Origin of the sequence: Neobacillus sp. YIM B06451 (assembly GCF_032667185.1) — a bacterium.
Lineage (GTDB): Bacteria > Bacillota > Bacilli > Bacillales > Cytobacillaceae > Bacillus_D.
Genome location: NZ_JAVFKJ010000002.1, coordinates 45,771 through 66,313 on the forward strand (window position 1 = coordinate 45,771; position 20,543 = coordinate 66,313).

The 20,543-nt window shown below is 49.2% G+C and carries 18 protein-coding genes; 9 read left to right on the forward strand and 9 right to left on the reverse strand.

Annotation, left to right across the window (positions count from 1 at the left end; all coding sequences use genetic code 11):
- Positions 1 to 64: 64 nt before the first annotated feature.
- Both RB160_RS04810 and RB160_RS04815 read right to left on the reverse strand, forming a co-directional pair.
- Positions 65 to 622 (reverse strand): hypothetical protein, encoded by a 558-nt coding sequence (locus RB160_RS04810; RefSeq protein ID WP_316569098.1) that lies wholly within the window; start codon positions 620 to 622, stop codon positions 65 to 67.
- Entirely contained in the window at positions 622 to 825 is a 204-nt protein-coding gene (locus RB160_RS04815; protein ID WP_316569099.1) for a hypothetical protein, read from the reverse strand. The genes RB160_RS04810 and RB160_RS04815 overlap by 1 nt, the downstream gene beginning before the upstream one ends.
- Before the next feature lie 174 nt (positions 826 to 999).
- Between RB160_RS04815 and RB160_RS04820 the strand changes: the two genes are divergently transcribed.
- Entirely contained in the window at positions 1,000 to 1,452 is a 453-nt protein-coding gene (locus tag RB160_RS04820; RefSeq protein WP_316569100.1) for a DUF2269 family protein, read from the forward strand.
- 197 nt (positions 1,453 to 1,649) lie between these two features.
- On the opposite strand, the gene RB160_RS04825 is transcribed toward RB160_RS04820, so the two are convergent.
- The gene (locus tag RB160_RS04825; protein ID WP_316569101.1) at positions 1,650 to 2,834 is read right to left on the reverse strand and encodes an LL-diaminopimelate aminotransferase; all 1,185 of its coding nucleotides are present in this window, start codon (positions 2,832 to 2,834) and stop codon (positions 1,650 to 1,652) included.
- A gap of 326 nt (positions 2,835 to 3,160) precedes the next feature.
- A complete protein-coding gene (gene galE / locus RB160_RS04830; RefSeq protein WP_316569102.1) occupies positions 3,161 to 4,180 on the reverse strand; it encodes a UDP-glucose 4-epimerase GalE in 1,020 nt (339 codons plus the stop codon).
- A 270-nt stretch (positions 4,181 to 4,450) separates the two neighbouring features.
- On the opposite strand from galE, the gene tagU reads away from it, so the two are divergent.
- Positions 4,451 to 5,368 (forward strand): polyisoprenyl-teichoic acid--peptidoglycan teichoic acid transferase TagU, encoded by a 918-nt coding sequence (gene tagU / locus RB160_RS04835; protein WP_316569103.1) that lies wholly within the window; start codon positions 4,451 to 4,453, stop codon positions 5,366 to 5,368.
- A gap of 184 nt (positions 5,369 to 5,552) precedes the next feature.
- On the opposite strand, the gene RB160_RS04840 is transcribed toward tagU, so the two are convergent.
- The 3 genes from RB160_RS04840 to RB160_RS04850 form a co-directional block, all read right to left on the reverse strand.
- Positions 5,553 to 6,821, reverse strand: coding sequence for a transglycosylase SLT domain-containing protein (locus RB160_RS04840; protein ID WP_316569104.1), 1,269 nt, complete (start codon positions 6,819 to 6,821; stop codon positions 5,553 to 5,555).
- Between the two features lie 83 nt (positions 6,822 to 6,904).
- Positions 6,905 to 7,360: a DivIVA domain-containing protein gene (locus tag RB160_RS04845; protein WP_316569105.1), complete on the reverse strand. Its 456-nt coding sequence runs from the start codon at positions 7,358 to 7,360 to the stop codon at positions 6,905 to 6,907.
- A gap of 390 nt (positions 7,361 to 7,750) precedes the next feature.
- A complete protein-coding gene (locus RB160_RS04850; protein WP_316569106.1) occupies positions 7,751 to 8,362 on the reverse strand; it encodes an SH3 domain-containing protein in 612 nt (203 codons plus the stop codon).
- Positions 8,363 to 9,499: 1,137 nt separating this feature from the next.
- Between RB160_RS04850 and proC the strand changes: the two genes are divergently transcribed.
- Positions 9,500 to 10,333 (forward strand): pyrroline-5-carboxylate reductase, encoded by an 834-nt coding sequence (proC, locus tag RB160_RS04855; protein ID WP_316569107.1) that lies wholly within the window; start codon positions 9,500 to 9,502, stop codon positions 10,331 to 10,333.
- Positions 10,334 to 10,417: 84 nt separating this feature from the next.
- On the opposite strand, the gene RB160_RS04860 is transcribed toward proC, so the two are convergent.
- Positions 10,418 to 10,693 (reverse strand): hypothetical protein, encoded by a 276-nt coding sequence (locus RB160_RS04860; protein ID WP_316569108.1) that lies wholly within the window; start codon positions 10,691 to 10,693, stop codon positions 10,418 to 10,420.
- A 174-nt stretch (positions 10,694 to 10,867) separates the two neighbouring features.
- On the opposite strand from RB160_RS04860, the gene RB160_RS04865 reads away from it, so the two are divergent.
- Positions 10,868 to 11,260 (forward strand): glyoxalase superfamily protein, encoded by a 393-nt coding sequence (locus tag RB160_RS04865; RefSeq protein WP_316569109.1) that lies wholly within the window; start codon positions 10,868 to 10,870, stop codon positions 11,258 to 11,260.
- 537 nt (positions 11,261 to 11,797) lie between these two features.
- On the opposite strand, the gene RB160_RS04870 is transcribed toward RB160_RS04865, so the two are convergent.
- A complete protein-coding gene (locus tag RB160_RS04870) occupies positions 11,798 to 14,026 on the reverse strand; it encodes a terpene cyclase/mutase family protein (protein ID WP_316569110.1) in 2,229 nt (742 codons plus the stop codon).
- An 83-nt stretch (positions 14,027 to 14,109) separates the two neighbouring features.
- Here RB160_RS04870 and RB160_RS04875 point away from each other — a divergent pair, with 83 nt between their 5' ends.
- From RB160_RS04875 to pstA, 5 genes are all read left to right on the forward strand, one after another.
- A complete protein-coding gene (locus RB160_RS04875; RefSeq protein WP_316569111.1) occupies positions 14,110 to 15,288 on the forward strand; it encodes a DUF2515 domain-containing protein in 1,179 nt (392 codons plus the stop codon).
- Positions 15,289 to 15,728: 440 nt separating this feature from the next.
- Complete coding sequence (locus RB160_RS04880) at positions 15,729 to 17,510, forward strand: stalk domain-containing protein (protein WP_316569112.1); 1,782 nt, start codon at positions 15,729 to 15,731, stop codon at positions 17,508 to 17,510.
- Positions 17,511 to 17,700: 190 nt separating this feature from the next.
- On the forward strand, positions 17,701 to 18,552 hold the full coding sequence (locus tag RB160_RS04885) for a phosphate ABC transporter substrate-binding protein (protein ID WP_316569113.1): 852 nt from the start codon (positions 17,701 to 17,703) through the stop codon (positions 18,550 to 18,552).
- A 64-nt stretch (positions 18,553 to 18,616) separates the two neighbouring features.
- Complete coding sequence (gene pstC / locus RB160_RS04890; protein ID WP_316569114.1) at positions 18,617 to 19,546, forward strand: phosphate ABC transporter permease subunit PstC; 930 nt, start codon at positions 18,617 to 18,619, stop codon at positions 19,544 to 19,546.
- Between the two features lie 3 nt (positions 19,547 to 19,549).
- Entirely contained in the window at positions 19,550 to 20,422 is an 873-nt protein-coding gene (pstA, locus tag RB160_RS04895; RefSeq protein WP_316569115.1) for a phosphate ABC transporter permease PstA, read from the forward strand.
- Positions 20,423 to 20,543: the final 121 nt, after the last annotated feature.

The window sequence follows — 20,543 nt, forward strand, 5'->3', positions numbered from 1 at the left end:
AACTCCGCACGTGACTTGGAAACTGATGGTACCGCCATTGTGCAGGTAAAGCCAGGCGTTTGGTTTACTTTCCCGTCGCTTCCATATACCGCCACACCAGCCTATGGTGAGGGTACAGCTTGAGCGGGATGTCAGCAAGAGTATGTATCTTTTCGTCTTCCTCATCTTTACGACCATAAAGGTAAAAAGTCCCATCCAAAGGGATTTCTTTTCGAAACTTATAGAGGGCAACAACGTACGTTTCCTCGTCATCCTTTTCTAAGTCCTCCGGCTTGATCCCGTTGTAATTTTTCAATGCTGTGATGCTGTCCCGGATCTGAACGGCTACATGGGGGCTGCTTTCCTGTGGGTAAAAGAAAGTTGTCGTGATGAGTGTAAGCAGAATGGCCACAGGCCAAACTAACAGGTTTCTGAGGACGGTTCCTTTTCGGGTAAGGAAAATCGCCGCAGCCACGAACGCAATGTTTAAGGAAAGAATAAGCGGGATAGCCAAAATACGTACAAGGCCGGTATACGGGAATAGCCTTACTAATAATTCAATTAAGATGAACGTCGGCAGTATAGCCGCCATCGCTTTTAAAACAACTTTTTGCCCGCCGCTGAGTGCCTTGGTTATTACCATTAGCCAGTAAACCACCTTATTAATAAAGTAAACGACAGGATGACAAACGCCAGTACCACGATGTTAAAAAGAATCTGTTTCCAGTCCCCGCGGAAAAGTTCACCCGGCGATCCGGTTACCCCTTGGCGCTGCCCCTCGTTGAACGTATAACCGGGGTCCTTCCGCATTTCCCTCTCGAGGCGGTCCCGATCTTTTTCCGACATCAAAATCCCCCATTTCGGCAAGTTTATTCCATTATATACCACTATCGCACCGAGCAGATTGTTTTTCCCAGAAATGTTCGGCTGCCGAATTATTTTTGCAACGTTCCGTTATTTTCCACAATTGTTAAACATAATTTGGTAATAACAAAATAAATCTTGCAAGGAGGAAAAACTATGGGCTTTTATCAATTTCTTGTCCTGATTCACATCATCGCCGCTATCGTCGGAATCGGTGCAACCTTCGCCCTGCCCGCCATCGCCAACAAACCGAAAACCCCCGCGCAGGCGCATTTTACATTCGGCATCCTCGCTGGAATCGAGAAAATCGCCAAAATCGGCAGCATCACCCTCCTGCTGACCGGACTCATTTTAGGCTTTTTGGAACCGAAACTTTTCAAGGAATTCTGGTACATTGCCTCCATCGTCATCTACATCGCCGTCCAGCCTATCGTCGCCGGCATCCTGCCGAAAAAAATCAAGCAGCAAAAGCAAATCCTCGAGGCGCACACAGGCGACGGCCTGCCCGAAGCCTACCTCACCATCTCACGGCAAATGGACCGCCTCAACCAATTCACACACGCCGCCGCCATCATCCTCATCATCCTCATGGTCGCCAAGCCCTTTTGATTTTTTGTGAAAAAGGGGCCCATGCCACAAGTACATGTCCACACTGGGTGCTACGCTTTGGCATCAAGCACGACTTTTTCAAAAACAAAAAAGCCAGGCGGAACCTGGCTTCTTTGTTTTTATTAAGTTTTAGGCATGGTTAATGGGGGCCAGACAGCCTCTCAAAGAAAGCCCTTCCTCAAAAAGCCTCCTCCACCTCACGCTTCCACTCCCGCAGCAACCTTCAAATACTCCCGAATTCGCGCCGCTGCTTCAGCGAGCTTTTCCGCTGGCTGGACGAGGGCTATCCTCACGTACCCTTCGCCTTGCTTGCCGAATGCGTCGCCCGGTACGACCGCTACGCCCGCATTATCCAACAGCTGGAACGCAAAGTCACGGGATGTCCAGCCTTCCGGGATTCTTGCCCAAACAAACATCGTGGCAGGGGGCGATTTTACTTGCCAGCCGCTTTGGTTCAAGCCTTCAATCAGCGTGTCTCGGCGATTTTCGTAGATTTTCACCTGCTCGGCAAGGTCGGCATAATCCGAAGTAAGCGCCGCGATGGCTGCTTTTTGGATCGGCAGGAAAATGCCGTAGTCGATATGCGATTTGAACGCCGCAAGGATGCGGATCGCCTGCTCATTCCCAACCGCGTAGCCAATACGGCAGCCCGCCATGTTGAACGTTTTCGAAAGGGAATTAAACTCAATGCCTACCTCTTTCGCACCCTCAACAGACATGAAACTGATTTGCGGGTGGTTGTCAAAAATCAGTTCAGAATAGGCAAAATCGTGCAGGACGAGAATTTCATGTTTTTTCGCAAACTCGACGACTTTTTCAAAAAAGTGCCTGTCCGCCAAAGCCGGAATCGGATTTCCCGGGTAGCTGAGAATCATGAGCTTAGCTTTCGCTAGAACCTCCGCCGGAATGTCCTCAAGCACAGGAAGGAAATCATTCTCCTCATGCAGCGGCATCGGGTAAGCCTCAGCCCCGGCAATCGTCACGCTTGCCTCGTAAATCGGGTAGCCCGGGTCCGGCACAAGCACATAATCGCCCGGATTCACTAGCGCGAGCGCCAAATGCGACAGCCCGTCCTGCGACCCCATCAGCTGCAAAACTTCCTTTTCCGCAATGATATCCACGTTATAGCGCTGCTTGTAAAAATAACTCACAGCCTCACTGAATTCCGCGGTCCCCTTTAACGTATACCCATAATTCAGCGGGTCGCTGCTGTACTTCGCAATCGTTTCCGTAACGAGGGGAGGCGGCGGCAAATCAGGGCTCCCGACACTCAGATCAATTACATCCACACCCTGTTTCAGGAGCTCTTGCTTGCGATTTGCCAGGTCTAGAAAAATCCCGGATGGCAACTTTTCCAATATCGTCGACGGTGTAATCTTCATATGCAACTCTCCTTAATACGGGAATTTATTTTTGTAAAATAGGCCGTGAATAGCGTTTTGTGAATTTTAAAAATTATTTTTACAGTATAACACAGGATGTTTTTGCGTGCCGCTAAAAGTTCTATGAGGTTTTAGGGGATATTTTAAAAATATGACTTCCTTGGCTACTTTCAAGTGGATAAGTTCAATAAATCCTTCCTGTCATAAACTATTGAAAACTGCGCATCGCTCCTGCAATCCTTGTAGTTGCCGGACCAGCTTGATTTACTTCTGAAAAGAAAAAAAGACGCATGGATCAATCGTCCATACGCCGCTATACGATACTATCACCCGCTCCCGTACCCATCCGAATTTAGCTTTTGCCAGTTCCATTCGTCCCGGCACATTTCATCTATCCCGCGGTGGGCTGACCAGCCAAGCTCCCATTCCGCCTTTGACGGATCCGAATAGCAAATGGCGGTGTCGCCAGGCCTGCGGTCAACAATCCGATAAGGAATCCTCCTGCCTGAAACCCTTTCGAAAGCGGAAACGAGCTCCAACACGCTGTATCCTTTCCCAGTTCCAAGATTGTACGCCTCCACTCCGGAAGAGGACATGACTTTCTCCAGTGCTTTCACGTGTCCCCGCGCCAAATCAACAACGTGGATATAATCCCTGATGCCTGTTCCGTCGGCTGTCGGGTAGTCGTTTCCAAATACTTCGAGCTCATCCAACTTTCCCGCCGCCACACGACTGATGTACGGCATTAGGTTAGCAGGCGCGGCGCAGTTCGGGTCCTCACTGATCAAACCGCTTGGATGCGCCCCGACTGGATTAAAGTAACGCAGCAGCGCAATGCTCCACTCACAATCAGAAGAGTACAAATCCTGCATAATTGTCTCGGCCATCAGCTTCGACCTTCCGTATGGATTGGCGGCCTGCAGCCTCGATTTCTCTGAAATCGGAACCCGTTCCGGATTACCGTACACGGTCGCTGATGAGCTGAAAACGAGATTTTTCACTCCGTACTTTTTCATAAGAGCCAATAGATTCAACGTACCGGAAACGTTGTTTTTATAATAATGAAGCGGCTCGTAAATAGATTCTCCGACTGCTTTTACCCCGGCAAAATGAATAACAGCGTCAACCGGGTAGCTCAAAAACAATTCTTCCAACTGCCCCGGTTCGGTGAGGTCCGCCTCGAAAAACTCGAACCCCTTCCGGCTAATCTCACGAATTCTTTTTAAAACTTCTGGCCTGCTGTTGGAAAAATTGTCGACAATCACGAGTTCGTAGCCGGCATCCAGCAACTCCACGCATGTATGGCTCCCGATAAAACCCGCCCCGCCAGTAATTAATATCGCCACTGATTTCCCTCCAAAACTAAACTACCTAAGTATATTCAGGCGGAAACAGGGCCATTCTTATAATCGGCTTTTAATGAAAATGAGCATAAATAGACAGGATTTTTTTTGAAAAAAATAAGAAGCCACCAGTTTAAATAAGCTTTTGAAGACTAATTAACTTTTTAGCCAAAGAGATTTATTTTCACAGCGGGAATCATACCATTTGCTGCAGCAAAATAAAATGTTCTGTACAGTTATCCATTTTGCTGAAAAGGCTGGAGGATTGATGAAATGGCGGGGACGAAAAAGAAGCGGTTATTATTGATTGTACTCGCAGGCCTTATCGCCCTTTTCCTGGCAGGAGGGAACTATGCCTTTTCGGTGTACCATTCCTTATCCAAAGCTGCCGATACCATGCATACGCCGATTGAACGCGTTAAGTCGCCTAAGCGTGTCGAACAGGTCACGATAGAGAAGCAGCAGCCCATTTCCTTCCTTCTGGTTGGAGTCGACGAGCGTGAGGGAGACCGCGGCCGGACCGACAGCATGATCGTGCTGACAGTGAATCCGAATCTAGGCTCAGTAAAAATGGTCAGCATCCCAAGGGATACGCGGACGATGATCGCCGGGCGGGGCAGTGAGGACAAAATCAACCACGCCTACGCATTCGGCGGGGTCGAAATGGCGATGGAAACGGTCGAACGGTTTCTCGATATTCCGATTGATTATTATGTAAAAGTAAATATGGAAGGGTTCAGCGGGTTGGTGGATGCGGTTGGAGGAGTCACCGTCACGAATCCATTCGAGTTCACGTATGGCGAGGACCAGTTTTCAAAAGGGGAAATCATGCTTGACGGTGAGTCTGCGTTGAACTACACACGAATGCGCTACGATGACCCGAGAGGGGATTTTGGGAGGCAGGAACGGCAGCGGGCCATCATCAAAGCTGTCCTGGACAAGGGCGCGTCCCTCTCATCGCTAGCCAACTTTGATAAAATTTTCGCTGAACTGGGCCAGTCCATCAAAACCAATCTAACCTTCGACCAAATGGTTGGCATCGCCACGAATTATAAGGGTGCAGCGAAAAACATCCAACAAATCGAACTGTCCGGAACAGGCAAGAAAATAAACGCGATCTACTATTACCTCGTCCCCGAGGAGGAAAAACAGCGTGTCCAGGCAGAACTCAAAAAGCATCTAGAACTCTGAAAAAAGGTGATTGGGGGGAGGTTGGTCATGTACCCAACCGGGACGTTCTCTCCCAGTCCGGTGCCTGGCACTAACCCGGAACTCATTTTTCGACAAATTTCGGGTGGTGACAGGCACTGTTCGCATTCCACCACAAAAAAAACCGGGGCGGACAGTGTTGACTGTCGCCCCGGCCAAACTAATTTCAATAAAAATTCGCGATGCATTTGACTGCGTCGAGCTTCTCTCTGCTTGGTGTTTCGTAATTTATTTTTTTCGGGTCGCGCTTGACGTAGAGCCCGCCTCCGACGCTGAGTTCGCCTTCCCTAAAGGCGTAAATTTTGTATACGTCACCTTTTTTCAGCATCCTCACAACCTTGCCGTCCTTCGTTAAAAGCGGCGTATCCTGAAGGATGGTCAAACGGCCAAGGAGACCCAGTTTAAGTTCCCACTTATACTTATCCCAGTAAATCTTCTGGCCCTTCTTGTACTGCAAACATGGTGTGCAGACAGGCTTGGTCACGTACGCGGATGAAATATATCCCACTTTTTTATCCAACGTCATGACCGGAATCCAGACGAACTGGTTCGGATTCCCTGAAGTATCATAGACGGGATCCCCGGTTATCGTCAGTGACGAGAATTTCCCGAGCGTTTTCACTACAGTCGGACCGGTAGCCGGCCCTGGCCTCAATAAGGCACCGTCAATCGTGGTCGCAACCTTATCCCCTTTTTTATAAAAATACGCCGATGGGTGCAACGGTTCGCTTAAGGTATAAACCATTGTCGGAAACTTTATGTTGTCCGTACTATTACGATCGTAGTCAAAATCGCTCACCTCGAACTCAGGCTTTACCAACTTGCCGCCAAGCAGGCTGTCCTTTTCAATATTTCTGAACACTTTTTCCTGGTAGGCATGCGGATACGGCTCGCCTTCCCTAGTAATCGGGCTGTTCACCGGCTTCGTTCCATTGTACGCCATGATTGCGAAATACCAGCTTTCAATGTCATGCCGCTCAGCGTTCTTTATTTTCGGAATATCCGTCCTGGTGTACATGTACGCCAGAACCTCCACTCCTTTTTCAATATTGTAATACACATCCGTTTGCAGGCGCTCCTGGTCCAAGTCAGGCTTGTTCGTAATCTGCATGATGCCAATTCCGCCATCCGGGGATATGACCGGCTCCCCGTTATCCTTAAACTGCTTCCATGTTCCGTTTTCCTGGCTTGCGACTCCCTTCACCACTTCAGGCGGGACGTCGGCCGCAATCGCCGCGCTTGTCAGCAGGCAGTTCATGTGTTGGAAGGACGGGTTCTCATTCGGTTTCAGCGCGCCAAACTTCGAGCACTTCGAGGCCCACCCCGGCTCAGCTGCTGAAGCATTTTCATGATAGAATCCAAGGGCTAGTAGTGTCAGGACCGCTGCTTTCAATAGTGTTTTCAACTCGTCACTGCTCCAATCTTTTAATCTCACAAACTATCACTCACTCTATCATACTTGAAAATCACCAAAAATGTCCAAACCTTCATGTTATTTTTTCCAAAAATGGACCCAATTTACTTCCTTCGCAGCTTTTCTATATCCTCTTTTAATACCTTATTTTCCTGTATCAACACTCTTTCAATATAAGAATAATCTTTGAAAATCACGTCCAAAAACGCATCGACGTCCGACGGGTCATACCCCCGAACCATCTTTCGTTTAAATTCCTTATCTTGAATCTCCCGTCCGCTCAGCAAAAGATTCGAATCACCGTTTTGCTGGACTCCAGGAAGTTCTCTTTCTAAAAGAATATCAAGCACACCCTTTGAATACGAGTAGGTCAGGAGAATCGAATCCCCCGCCGGCCGCGCCATTGTTAATTCAACCACAGAAATAACGTCGCCCGTCTCCACAACAACGCTTTGAGTGTAAACGCTTGTTGCGGTAAATCCCTGACCTTGCTTCTCTTCATATGCCTTGGCAAGCTTTGGGAATTTCCGTGTCGCCAGGTCAATCATCTCCTCAATCATCCCAATCCTCCTATCACTCTCTTATTTCGTATCATTTCACAGCTTTATGCCGGCCTGCTACTGGAAATTAAGACCAGAAAACCAAGGGAATTAACCCTAAAACTATATACCCAATTTCCAGCCAGGAAAAAGTCTGTATCTAGGTGGTGCCGCTATCTAACAACTGTGGGGGGGGGCAACTTTGTCCGAGTTTATGACGATTGCAGCGATATTAATGCCGAATCCGCCGATAATAATGCCGATTGAGACATTATTAAAGCCGAATCCGCCGATAATAATGCCTAACTAGCTATTATTTATGCCCTGACGCAATAAAAGCGGCCCCTCCATCAGGACCGCCCAAGTATATATTCAGAAACTCTACCTGTTTTTCAAAAAAACAACTAAAACCTATTCCTCATAAACGACCAAATGATCATAAACGCGCCAGCCCGCCTTTGTTTTTACAAGACAAATCGTCGTCGTTTGGTTGCGGCTCATTTCATTGAGATGGTACTGCGAAATGAACAAATACTCCGTGCCGTTCTTCTGGTAGCGCGTGACCACCGGCTTTTTCGGGTCGTACTTCAACTCCCAATCGAGCGGGTATAGCGCCAGCCCCCAAATCTCCGTCTCAATCACATGGTACAGCTGATTCCCGCGGCTGTCCTTCCCATCCGTCCGGAACTGCTGCTTGAAATACCGGTCCACAAACTCCCGCGTGAACGCCTGCTCCATAATTGCGTAAACCTGCGCCTTCGTGTAGCTCTTCTCCCACGAAACCCGCTGCACAGCATCCGCACCTTCCGCGATTTTCCGCGCTTCCGCCTCCGCCATCGGCATATAGACGCGTAGATAATCGTCCAAAACATAACCCGTCTTTTTACCTAGTGTAATCTTCACCCATCCGTTTTTCACCGCGGCAACCGGCACTCGCGCCTTGTTCTTCAGCGTCCCTATCTTCTTGAAATTGACCCCAGGTCCGCTCCTCACATTCAACACGCCACTCTTAATCTCCACCACACCCGTCTGCCCCGCCGCCACCGCTTCCGTCTTGCCCACTGGCGCGAAAAGCCCCAAAACCAAAGCCGCCAACACCAACCCTTTAACAACCGCTTTTTTGAAAATTGGCCAACGCCCCCATTCCCGCGCCGGAACCCCCGCCCCGAACGCCCCTTTTTCTACTCACATACCCCCACCATATGCAAAAAATACAAAAATGAGAAAATCGTCCTAGTGATGTATGAGCCAAAATTTTTTATGAAATTTGTTTAGTAATGAAATTGCATTGCAGCAAAAACGAGGAAAACAATGCGGTTACAGGGAAACGTCCCAAGTTAACGGAAGCTCATTGATGAGTGACCTTTCCCTGCCCTGATTGAGGTAATCTATAAAATTCAAGGACAGCCCCCCGAAATCCTCCCACCCCAATCCCAAACAACCTCAAAAATATAACCACAAAATTCGCCAGCAAAATGCGATAAAAACACCGCTTTTCATTGACCATTCTAAGGTTCCAAAGACAGACCTCAGTTTTACAAAAATGAGAAGGATCGATCTCGTTTTTATCAAAGATGAGGTTGGTCAGAACTCCTTTTACAAACAAGAGAATTGACGGAACTCTTACTAAGGTAAAGCAACGGATTCATCCACAACCTCATTTTTTTAAAAGAATTCGCTTGACAGGGGGGCTTGGTTTCCAGCATAATGACAATTAAAACTTTGGAAAATTCGAAAAATGTATTGTGTAGAGCGTAGTGGCGGTTAATCGTTTTGATGCTCAAAAACTGGCTACTGCAGACCGCAATTCATTTAATGTTTTTGAAATTCACAAACTCTATAGTGCAAAGCGTTGAGTAAGGCCAGTAGATGGAATACGGCGAAAGAGAGCGGGACCCACCGGCTGAAAGGTTCCGCAGCCCTCTGGACCATTGAACCTACCTTATGAGCTGCCAGGCAAACCTGGCCGCGTGTCCGGCGATAGTGGATTTGAGTGAGCCTTTTTCGGAAAATGGTGCGTAGCGCGGGATTTGCTGTCCTTGTGCGTTGTCCAATTTTCCCAAAAAGGGCCAATAAAGGTGGTACCACGGAAGAATGGCCTTTCGTCCTTTGCGGATGAAGGGCCTTTTTGTATTTTTCGATAAAAAGGAGGCGGTTCCGATGAGGAAAGTGGTGTTTGTTGGGGCAGGTTCGATGGCGGAGGCGTTGATTGCGGGGATTGCCGCGAATGGGCTTGTTAAGGCTGCCGACATTTGGGTGACGAACAGGCGTGACGGGGATCGCCTCAAGGAGCTTAATAAAAAATATGGCGTGACGGTTACTTATGATAAAAAGGCTTTGTTTGAGGGGGCGGATGGGGTCGTATTGGCGATGAAGCCAAAAGACGCGATGGCCGGGCTTGAGAGCGCGATGCCGTATTTGACTGGGGATATGCTCGTTATTTCCGTTCTAGCGGGGCTTTCGATTGGGACGATAGAGCAAATGGCGGATAAAAACCTCGCGATTGTCCGGGCGATGCCGAATACGTCGGCGGCGATTGGAAAATCGGCCACTGGCCTCGCATTCAACTCGCATGTTACCGGAGAGCAAGCTGACCAGGCTAAGGCGTTGTTTGAAACCGTGGGGCTTGCGGCGTTTGTTGAGGAAAGTCAGCTCGACGCAGTGACGGGATTGTCAGGAAGCGGCCCGGCGTATATATACTACCTCGTTGAAGCGATGGAAAACAGCGCTTCGGAAATCGGGCTCGAACGAGATTTGGCGAAGGAACTCATCGTCCAGACACTGCTCGGCGCGGCGGAAATGCTGCGGGCTTCCGATAAGCCTTCTCGCCAGCTTCGTCACGAGGTCACAAGCCCGGGCGGCACAACCGAAGCGGGTATCCGTGTGCTCGAAAACAACCAGGTGCACGAATCGCTCATCCACTGTATTAAAGAAGCCACCGCGCAATCCAAAAGGCTTGGGAATATGCTGAGCAGGGAGTTTGAGGTCGGTTGACGTGAGGCGCGGAAGTTTCCTCTGCCCTTTTTAAAATAGGAGGCCCGCCAATCATTTGCTGGCGAGCCTTACCTCCGTTACCATTCATAAAGTGTCTGTGTCTTTAAGTAAATCTTTGATAATTTTCATATCCTCTTCATACTCGACTTGATTGTCGTACATGTTCTCATAGACGACTGTTTCGGACGGCGTTTCGAGCTTGAGCTGTACCTGCAAATTTTGGCTGGCCCCCGTCGCGCTGTCTTCATCGGCGATGGCCATCCCGTCCGGGCGAATTTCCTTCTCGTTAAACTGAATAACAGGCCCTTTTGCCTCATTTACACGCGCGACAAATTCGGGAAGCGACACTTTGTCTGCCATGAAATCACCCCTTTTTAACGTTTTACCTTTCTAGCCTTTAACTAAAACGTCAAATTTATGTCGGCACGTTTGATAGCCGATTTTTATAAACCGTCGGGTAAACGCTTTCCTGTCTCGTATGGTCCTGCTTGTGATAGATTAAGAGTAGTTTCCTAATGATGAGGAGAAAAGGAGATGAACTTTTTGAATACCTCTAAAATAAGTATGAAAAGCCCAATTCCGATTCTGCGTATTTTTGATGAGGAAAAAGCCAAGGAGTTTTATTTTACATTTTTGGAGTTTAAGGTGGATTGGGAGCATCGGTTTGAAGAGGATTTCCCTTTATACATGCAAATATCATACGGAAATTGCATTCTTCACCTCACTGAGCACCACGGGGATTGCTGTCCTGGGGCCGCAATTCGAATAGAAGTCGAAAACTTGGATCTGCTTCATTCAAACCTTATTTCAAAGCAATACAAATTTACCCGTCCCGGCATCGAAACAACCCCATGGCACACGCAGGAAGTCCGTGTTGGAGACCCATTCGGAAATCGAATTGTGTTTTATGAGAATGTTGGAAGGTAACAGGCCTGACCAAGAAATCGGAAAAAGCGGGTTGGCTTGTCAGTTTAGGCCCCGCTTATGTGACAACCGCAAGCGAAAATCCAGTTGGGTTGTCAGATTAAGTCCGAATATCTGACAACCACAGGCCTAAATCCCGTTGAGTTGTCAGAATAAGCCCGGATATCTGACAACCTCAGGCCTAAATCCCGTTGAGTTGTCAGAAAAAGCCCGGATATCTGACAACCACAGGCCTAAATCCCGTTGAGTTGTCAGAATGAGTCCGGATATCTGACAACCACAGGCCTAAATCCCGTTGAGTTGTCAGAATAAGCCCGGATATGTGACAACCGCATGCGAAAATCCGGTTGGGTTGTCAGAATAAGTCCGGATATCTGACAACCACAGGTTTAAATCTGGTTGAGTTGTCAGAATAAGCCCGGATATCTGACAACCAAAGGTAAAATTAAAGGTAGAGCAGATTTCAACTATATAAATATCAAGGTATCAGTCTCTGTTACACTTTCCGTCCGCATCCCATTTGAATTTTACTTCCCAGTTTCACTCCCCAAACTTGGCGCGGTAGTGGGCTAAAGCGAGCAGCGGGAAGATGTAGCGGTAGCTGTGGTAGTGGATGTAGAAGTCGCCTGCCAATCCCTGCCCTTCTGGATAGTCTTCCGTCCAGTCCGTCGACTCCAGATTCTCCAACAAATATCCCACCCCCGAATTGATTTCTTCGGTTGGCCGCCCGCGACCTGCCAGTGCAATCAACGCGTCGACCGCCCACGCTGTATGGACCAGCGTGCTTGCCCCAAGCGGGACATATTTCCCCGCATTATCGCTAAAGCAAGATTCACCCCAGCCGCCGTCCGCGTTTTGAATCCCCTTCAGCCAGCCAGCTGCCCGCGACAATACTTTCTCTGACGGAAAAATTCCCGCCGCGCGCAGACCGGTCACAGCCGCCCAAGTGCCGTAAATGTAGCAAATCCCCCACCGCCCATACCACGAACCATCCTTCTTCTGGTTCTGCACAAGCCAGCGAATCCCTTTCTTTACCGCCGGATCGCTCTTGGGCAGCGATGTATAATTGCACAAAAACTCCAGCGTCCTCCCGGTCAAATCAGCGGATGACGGGTCCGTTAATAGAAATTCTGCCTTCTCCACCGGCACCAACGTCAGCAGCTTGCTGTTTGTATTTTTTTCAAAAGCCGGCCAGCCTCCATCGTCATTTTGCATGGACAGGACCCAGCGTACCCCGCGCTGCCAGGCTCCGGAGTAATCCGTCATCTGGGCCTCACCTCCAGAAACGGAAGCCGAGTGCGTGAAATTATTCCCAGCTGGCATACCTGGGATAGAGCCCTGCCCATACCCCAAATTTTGCCCCGCCATGAATCCCGAATTTACATTCGCCCCATATCCTGTACCCTGTCCGTACCCTAAATGTTGCCCAACCGGTAAACCCTGCCCAATTTCCGTCCCCATTCCATTACTCAATCCCATCCCATAGCCCGATCCCATCCCAGAACCCTGCCCCAACTCCTGTCCCATTCCATACCCCGAATGCATCCCATACCCTGGCTCCATCCCGTACCGCGCACCCTGCCCAGCTCCCGAGCCCCTACCAGCCCTATCCCCTCCCCCAACACTCCACGAAATCGCCCGCAGCGCCGCCGTCGTATCATCCACATCCGGCTGAATCGTATTGCTGTCCGCGAACCCCCACCCGCCCGGAGACGCATCCCGGTTGTGAACCACCCAATCCCCATACCGGTAATGCTGCTTCTTTAGCAAATACCCGTTCGCCCGCGCCACCATCGGATCCCCCGCCGGAACCCCCGCCTCCTGCAGCGCGTAACTCGCCAGCGCCGTATTCCACACCGAAGCCGTTGTATACTGCACATGCAAATGCCCATCAACCACCGTCCGCATCCCCGCCAACCCTCGTACCGCCGCCAAAATCACCGGGTCATCCTTCCGATAGCCTAGCGCCAGCAATGCGAAAATCATCAGGAACGTTGAACTGAAATATCCCAACAACGTACCATCCTTCTCAACCCGGTTCAGCATATAATTCTTCGCCCGCTCCGTCGAAAGCCGGTGAACCTCGCCAGGAAGCCCGGCAAGAGTTTTTAGGCCATTTTTCAAAAAAGACCCAAGCCCACGCCACGAATCCACATCCCGGAAAAGCTCGATTTCCCCGTCCTCCCGCGCGGCCAAATCCGTCAAATCCGGAGTCCGCTCCGTCCGTGCCTGAAACTTCCGGTCCGCCAAAATCATCAGTGGGGCCAAATTCGCACGCCCGAACACCGAAAAACTATAGAAATTCACCGGAAACGACGACGGAAGCAGCATCACCTCAAGAGGAAACGGAAAAAACCGTGGCCACTCCATCTGCCCCGTGGCCGCTAGCACCACCTTTGTGAACAAATGCGTCTTCCGAATCCCGCCGTTCTCCACGACAAACCGCCGTGCTGCCACAAGCCTCTCATCCCCTTTATCCAAAAGCCCCGAATACAGCAGAGCGTAATAAGCCTCAAGCGTCGCATTCACATTCCCCTCACCTTCATCGTAAAAAACCCGCCATGCCCCGTTTCGCCCCTGCAGGCTCAGAATCCGCTCCACAAGCTTCCTGATGAACTTTTCATCATCAATCTCAAGCGTCCTTAATAAAATAATCATATAACAATCCGCCACAACCCCAGTCTCAAACGGATACTCCCACGACCCGCGCTGCGACTGGTCCCGCCGCAGCCGTCCAACCAACCACCGAATCCCACCCTCGACTCTCATCACCCTCGGCCTCCCCCCGCGAATTCCCTACCAAATACATATTCACCAGCAAGCCTAACAATTCACGAGAGGCGGTGCTCCCATTGTTTTGGAACCTTTTTTTGAAAAATCGGCCAACGCTCCCAGGCCATCTTTTAAAACTGAAAAAAGACCTTAAGAAAAAGAAGAAACTGCACGCACCGCTTCCTCCGCACGAAGCGCGAATCGTCCAGAACATCGAAAATCGCACGCGCGGGCTAAACCTGAACAACATCACCCGCACAAAGGCGTATCTTGGTTTCTATGTAAGCTTTCCCGAAATCCATTGGGCGTTTTTGGCTCATATGGTATCACGCAATGGCGGCTGGAACATGACCGATCTGAAGGGAGGCCTTGTGGGAAGGCTGCTGACACGGAAGGAGGGTGAGGCATTTTTCACATTTTTGGAGCGGGCAAACTGGCTCATCTTCCAGGATGCATACCCGCAGCTTCTATTATATGAAGAAAGCAGGAAACAAGGCCGGAACCTCTTTCACTTGCTGCCGCATTTGGGCGTTTCGGCGTTTATGGAGCCGGTCTGGAATTACTTTTGGGCGGAGAAGGACTGGTATACACTGACGGTGGCCCTGATTGTAAACGAACAAAGCTATTTGGAAGCCCGCGTTCTGGATAATCCTGCTTTTAAAGAGAACGTGTTCAACTCCCTCGAGTTCCTGCTCCAGGACATGCTGTCGATGAACCACATCCTCTTTCCGTACAGCCACGGTGGCCAAGCGGAACTCGCCGGGCAGACCGTCCACCAATTCGAAAGCCTCAATGAGCGAATTTTAATCGGAAAAAAATTATACCGGATTCTTTTCGGGGATGAAGAGCGGTTGAAGCTTGTTGAAAAATGGGCTGCCGAGAAACCTCACACCGGCTCGAGGAAAGACTACTGGCCTCATTTGTTCAACGACGTCGAAGAATTTACGCCTGGAAGCGAACTGAAACCGAGGATATTCGCTTGCCAGCTCGCACCAAGGGCAGCAAGGATTTTCAGCCCAAGGTTAGAATACGCCTGGCCAAACCAGCAGCATCCTCCCGCCGAACCCGGTGACTGGTTCACTGATTCGGACGCCGTCCACCACCTTATAAAAATGGAGGAGGACATCGGCCATGCAATCAAACCCGACTACTGCATAACCCTCCAACAGCTCGACCTAGCCACCATCGCCAAAAAAGCCCTCCTAACCAGAAACCAACCCGGCGGCCAACAAATCATAACTCAGCATATCGAAAAGTGATGTCCTGGGCCGGATCTAGTGGTTCATTCCGTTGTCAATTCACATCAAGAGACGAAACTTGAATCCTGAGAAGCACTCTGTGAAACAAGATTTTTCGGGAGTGACAGTGAATCGTAAATGAAAGAAATGATAGGAGGGGGCGGACCTAAAAATCCGGCCCCTTTTCATTCGTGGAACACATCTGTGAAACAAGAAAATTCGGGTGGTGCCAGGCACTGTTCGCATTTTCGGAGGCATTGCTTACTCTTACAAACAACGCCAGCTTTTGGTGAGGTTTTTGTTAGTTTTTCTTTACGAGGGTTCTACGCGCAATTTACAAAATTTACATAATTCTAAAACGCTATTAACATTCGGGGAATATAATGGATTTGTTTCCTTCTTTTGGGATATCACTCCTGAGAAGGTACTAGTTCTTATTACATAACTAATGGAGGTTGGAAATGAGACGTCAATTTTCGAATTTGGCCATTGCGGCAGCGGTTGTATCCGGGAGCCTGTTCGCGCCCATCGCCACGAATGAAGCCTTTGCCGCTACTGCAAAGCAAGAAGTCAAAGCAAGTGTAAAAAATGAAATCGTGGTAGTGAATGGCCAGGAAAAAGTAGTTGGAACCAGTGCCGTAAACAACAAAAAGCTTTATTCAAGCAAGCAGCTGGCCACTTCCATGTCGGCCGCCATTGCCTACAACACGAAAACAAAAGTTTACACCGTTTCGAAAAAAGTGGGCAACCAGCTCAAAAAAATCGAGTACAAAGCAAATTCAGCAACAGCCGCGGTTAATGGCAAACAGACAAAGCTCGTAGCCGCCCCTGCTGTGATTGGAGCCACTTTATTTGTCGAGCCCGTTTCTTTCATCCGGGCGTTGGGCGGAGATGTATTAGTGGAGAAAAACCTGCTGATTTCAACTTCCAGCTCTTTTAAAACAGAAGCAAAAACACTAACGGTCGATGGCAGCGACAAAAAAGTCGCCACCCTAACCGTAAACGGCAAACAGCTGCATTCCGTCCAGGATATCTCAAAATTATTCAATGCAACGGCAAGCGTAACGAATAAAGACGTAAAAATTACAAAAGCCAACAGAACCATTAAACTAAAACTTTACCAAAATACGATTACAGTGAATAACAAAGCCGGAAAAGTAAAGCAAAATCCAATCCTAGTAAAAGGCGTTGTCTATGCTGACCTTTCCGATATCGTCACTTCCCTTGGCGGCGACATTGTGCCGACAAAAACAGGAGTATTCGTCTCCACCGCCGGCTTGCCAAGCGGAGACACATTCAACCCGCAGTGGGTGGACAACACGACAATTCTCGTTACATCTGAAACCGAAGAAGAAAGCCATTCAGCACTGTTGCACATCCCTAGCAAAAAGGAGCTTTTCACAATCAATGGAACGGAACTCACTGTTTCCCCGAACGGCAAGCTCTCAATCTTCTCGGATGAAACCGGGGCCGTCCATCTCGCCGATCTAACCGCAAAAAAAGTAACCACCATTAATGGTGACGATGACTCCGTCAAGGTCGAATTTGTTTGGGCAAAGGATGGCAAAGGCGCTTACTTCATTCAGGGCGAGAAAAGTGATGCGGTTTCCTATATCAACATCTCGACCGGGGTAATTACGGAAATATTCAAAGACAAGCTTAGCTATAAATCAAATCTGCGCCTATCAATCGACGGAACAAAACTGCTTTACACAGTTGGAAAAGAAGGCAGCACAAAAGTTTCCGAAGGCGATAATTCCGAAGTCATCGACATCGACATCACCGGCACCGAGGAGCAAATCTATCTTATTACCCTTACCGCAGAAAAGAAAGAGGCCGCAGCCATCACAAATTCGACCGACAACAAGGTCTATCCCGCTTTCCTTTCAAACGGTAATATCGTGTACCTGAGCGCCGATCCCGAAAGCGACAGCCTTCCAATGTTAAAAATGCTCAGCGCCGATGGCAAAAAAACCGAGGATCTTGTGGCAAACAAAGACATTCTTGCCATCACGGTGACTGCCCAGGGCCAAATCTTTATCTTAGCAAAAGAAAAACTCACAACCATCTATGAAGTAAACCCAGAATCGAAAAAAGCAACAAAAATTCTCGAAACAAAACTGGAGCTTACGTCTTTCAACGTGTCTAGTGATGGAAAATCAATCGTCGCCACCACACCAGGAGAGAGCGGCGATAAAGTCCTTTTTTACAAAAATGGAGCGTTTGAAGCTCTGACGAAGTAACCCACGTTTATTGAAAAATTGGCCAAGGCACATCGCAAATCTTCCGAAGATGTCCTGAACCACCCACAAAATTGGGCACAGGCACGCCGTAAACCTTCCGCAGGCTGCCTGGCCTACAAACAAAGCTGGCCCCGGCACGCCGAAATTTTTCCGCAGGCTGCCCTGGCCACCATAAAAAGGAGCGATTTAAATGAAACTAATCAAACGTCTAGCAATCTCAGCCACAGCATTCGTTGCGGCCATCGGGTTCACATTCGGAGGAGAGGCTTCCGCAGCTTCCGCCAATAAGGTCGTCATCGCCGGTTCAACAGCCCTTCTCCCACTGACACAGCAGGCTGCAAAGGAATATAAGAAAATTGATCCGAAAGTATCCGTCACGGTCTCCGGATCGTCTTCGATCGCCGGACCGCAATCCGTATTGAAAGGCTCCGCAACGATTGGCGCGATTGACTGGGATCCGACTGAGGCCGTTCCAGGTTTCAAGGCATTTTCCGGCTTGGTGGCCCATAAAATCGCCGTTATTCCCTTCGCCACAATCGTGAACAAAGAAAATCCGGTTAAAAATCTGACTACCAAACAACTGCAGGACATTTATGCCGGTAAAATCAAGAACTGGAAAGAAGTTGGCGGCAAAGATGCCGAAATTGTCGTTGTAAACCGCAAGCACGGCTCCGGGACGCGTGTAAATTACCAGATGAAGGCGCTCGACGGCAAGGAGTTCATGACGAAAGGCGATAACTATAAGGAAGTTGGCAAAAGCGGGGAAATGGTTTCCGCTGTCGGAACGAACCCGAACGCAATTGGCTATGTAGACCTCGCCTATGTAAAAGGGGATATCAAGTCCGTCAGCTTTAACGGCGTAGCCGCGACAACCGACAATGTCATTAAAGGAAAATACAAGGTTTGGGGCTATGGCTATCTCGTCACAAAAGGAAAGCCAACGGGAGCCAACGCCAAATTCATTGCCTATATGCAAAGCAGCAAATTCCAAAACGGTTCGTTGAAAAAATTGAAATTCATCCCAATCAGCCAAATGAAGTAATTTGTTCGAACGAGATGCCAGCCATTCACACGGCTGGCATTATGTTAGTTTACTGGAGGAGACCATGTCAAAAATCGAACATGAATTAAACATCCCCTACCTGGCACCCAGGAAGGCAAATAAAGGAATCAAGGTAATGACCCTTTTTAAAAATAAACTGTTTAAGCTTTTTTGCTTATTCAGCGTCCTTTTATTGGGTCTTGTCCTTTTATCGATCATTGTATTTATCGGCCGCACGGGGCTGCTTGTTTTCAAGGACGTTTCCTTTACGGAATTCTTTTTTTCAACGGTTTGGGAGCCTTATGACGGAAAATTCGGGGCGGGTGCCTTCATTTTGGGGACGCTTGAACTAACCGGGTTGACATTGCTGTTCGCGGCGCCGATTTCCATCGCGGTCGCGATTTTCACCGCTGAAATTGCCCCTGCCTGGCTGAAAGGATTTTTGCGTCCGATCCAGGATTTGCTCGTCGGCATCCCTTCGATTGTCTACGGCTATTTAGGATTGACCATCCTGATCCCCCTTTTAAGGGATTTCACAGGCTCGACAATGGGCGACGGGTTATTGGCCGCGGCATTGGTGTTGAATATTATGGTGCTGCCAACCATTTCAAGGATCAGTGATGATGCCATCTCGGCGGTTCCCTTTGAACTGCGGGAAGCAAGCTACGCTCTTGGCGCCACAAGGATGCAGACCACGGTTAAAGTTGTCCTCCCGGCGGCGGCACCCGGCATTTTTACAGGAATCATCCTCGGCATGGCACGGTCGATTGGCGAAACGATGGCGGTTGTCATGGTCATCGGCAACACGCCGCAACTGGCGACTGATTTGTTGACGCCAACCGCGGTGCTGACAAGCAATATCGTTAACCAGATCATCGACGTCGAATTTGATTCCACCTGGAACTACGCGCTTTACATGATGGCCTTCATGCTGCTGATTATTTCAAATCTACTAATCGTGCTTGTCCGAAAGCTACGGACAAAAGGGGTATAAAACATGGCAGCCAGTTCACGGTACAAACTCAAAAAAGCGAACACATTTGCAAATTCTTTGTTCACGGTTGGATTATGGACAATCACAACTCTAGTGTTCATTCTTATAATCGGCTTGCTCGTCTATATTTTAGCAAAAGGATTGCCGAAAATAACGCCAGGCTTCCTCATCGGCCTGCCAAGCGAAATTGAAGCAGGCGGCGGCATCGGCCCGTTTTTGTACAACTCAGCGTATGTCCTGTTCATTTCATTGGCCATCTCGATTCCGGTTGGAGTTGGATCGGGTGTTTATTTAGCCGAATTCGCGCCGGACAACCGTTTCACGGGATGGATCCGCACCTGTGTCGAGAACCTGGCATCGGTTCCGTCCATTGTCTTTGGCCTTTTCGGCTACGTCCTGTTCATTGATGTTTTTGACATCGGCCTTACCATCCTTGGTGCGGGAGTCACCCTGTCGCTTTTGAACCTCCCCGTCATCACCCGCGTGACCGAGGAAGCAATTCAGGCTGTCAGCCCCGAATTGCGCGAAGCCTCCTTTGCGTTAGGGGCAACCGAATTTCAAACGATCGCCAAAGTCGTCATACCCGCTGCCTTAAACGGAATCATCAGCGGAATCAGCCTCGCCGCATGCAGAGCCTTCGGGGAATCCGCACTCATTTTAATGGCCGGCGGCACAGGCACATCAGGAGAAATGTGGGACTTCAATTTGTTCTCGCAAGGGGGGACGCTGCCCGTCCACCTCTGGTATATCCAGTCGGAAGCACTCGTTGACGACGCAAAGGAAATCGCCGAAAAAGCATCCTCCCTCCTTGTTCTCATCACCCTCCTAATCACGTTAACCATCCGCATCCCCATCTGGCTCAAAAACCGGGGATAGCCATTAAATCGTGATAGACGAAGGGGCATAAATTAAATATTGGTCGAGCAGTGAGGCAGTAGATTTATTCCCCGCCTCATTGAAGCCTGAAGCAGGGGACGCATCACTTGCCTTACCTGCT

Excerpts from the sequence above, each read along its gene's own strand:
- RB160_RS04810 (WP_316569098.1), bottom strand. The coding sequence starts at position 622 with ATGGTAATAACCAAGGCACTCAGCGGCGGGCAAAAAGTTGTTTTAAAA.
- RB160_RS04815 (WP_316569099.1), bottom strand. The coding sequence starts at position 825 with ATGTCGGAAAAAGATCGGGACCGCCTCGAGAGGGAAATGCGGAAGGAC.
- RB160_RS04820 (WP_316569100.1), top strand. The coding sequence starts at position 1,000 with ATGGGCTTTTATCAATTTCTTGTCCTGATTCACATCATCGCCGCTATC.
- RB160_RS04825 (WP_316569101.1), bottom strand. The coding sequence starts at position 2,834 with ATGAAGATTACACCGTCGACGATATTGGAAAAGTTGCCATCCGGGATT.
- tagU (WP_316569103.1), top strand. The coding sequence starts at position 4,451 with ATGGCGGGGACGAAAAAGAAGCGGTTATTATTGATTGTACTCGCAGGC.
- RB160_RS04845 (WP_316569105.1), bottom strand. The coding sequence starts at position 7,360 with ATGATTGAGGAGATGATTGACCTGGCGACACGGAAATTCCCAAAGCTT.
- proC (WP_316569107.1), top strand. The coding sequence starts at position 9,500 with ATGAGGAAAGTGGTGTTTGTTGGGGCAGGTTCGATGGCGGAGGCGTTG.
- RB160_RS04860 (WP_316569108.1), bottom strand. The coding sequence starts at position 10,693 with ATGGCAGACAAAGTGTCGCTTCCCGAATTTGTCGCGCGTGTAAATGAG.
- RB160_RS04865 (WP_316569109.1), top strand. The coding sequence starts at position 10,868 with ATGAACTTTTTGAATACCTCTAAAATAAGTATGAAAAGCCCAATTCCG.
- RB160_RS04870 (WP_316569110.1), bottom strand. The coding sequence starts at position 14,026 with ATGAGAGTCGAGGGTGGGATTCGGTGGTTGGTTGGACGGCTGCGGCGG.
- RB160_RS04880 (WP_316569112.1), top strand. The coding sequence starts at position 15,729 with ATGAGACGTCAATTTTCGAATTTGGCCATTGCGGCAGCGGTTGTATCC.
- RB160_RS04885 (WP_316569113.1), top strand. The coding sequence starts at position 17,701 with ATGAAACTAATCAAACGTCTAGCAATCTCAGCCACAGCATTCGTTGCG.
- pstC (WP_316569114.1), top strand. The coding sequence starts at position 18,617 with ATGTCAAAAATCGAACATGAATTAAACATCCCCTACCTGGCACCCAGG.
- pstA (WP_316569115.1), top strand. The coding sequence starts at position 19,550 with ATGGCAGCCAGTTCACGGTACAAACTCAAAAAAGCGAACACATTTGCA.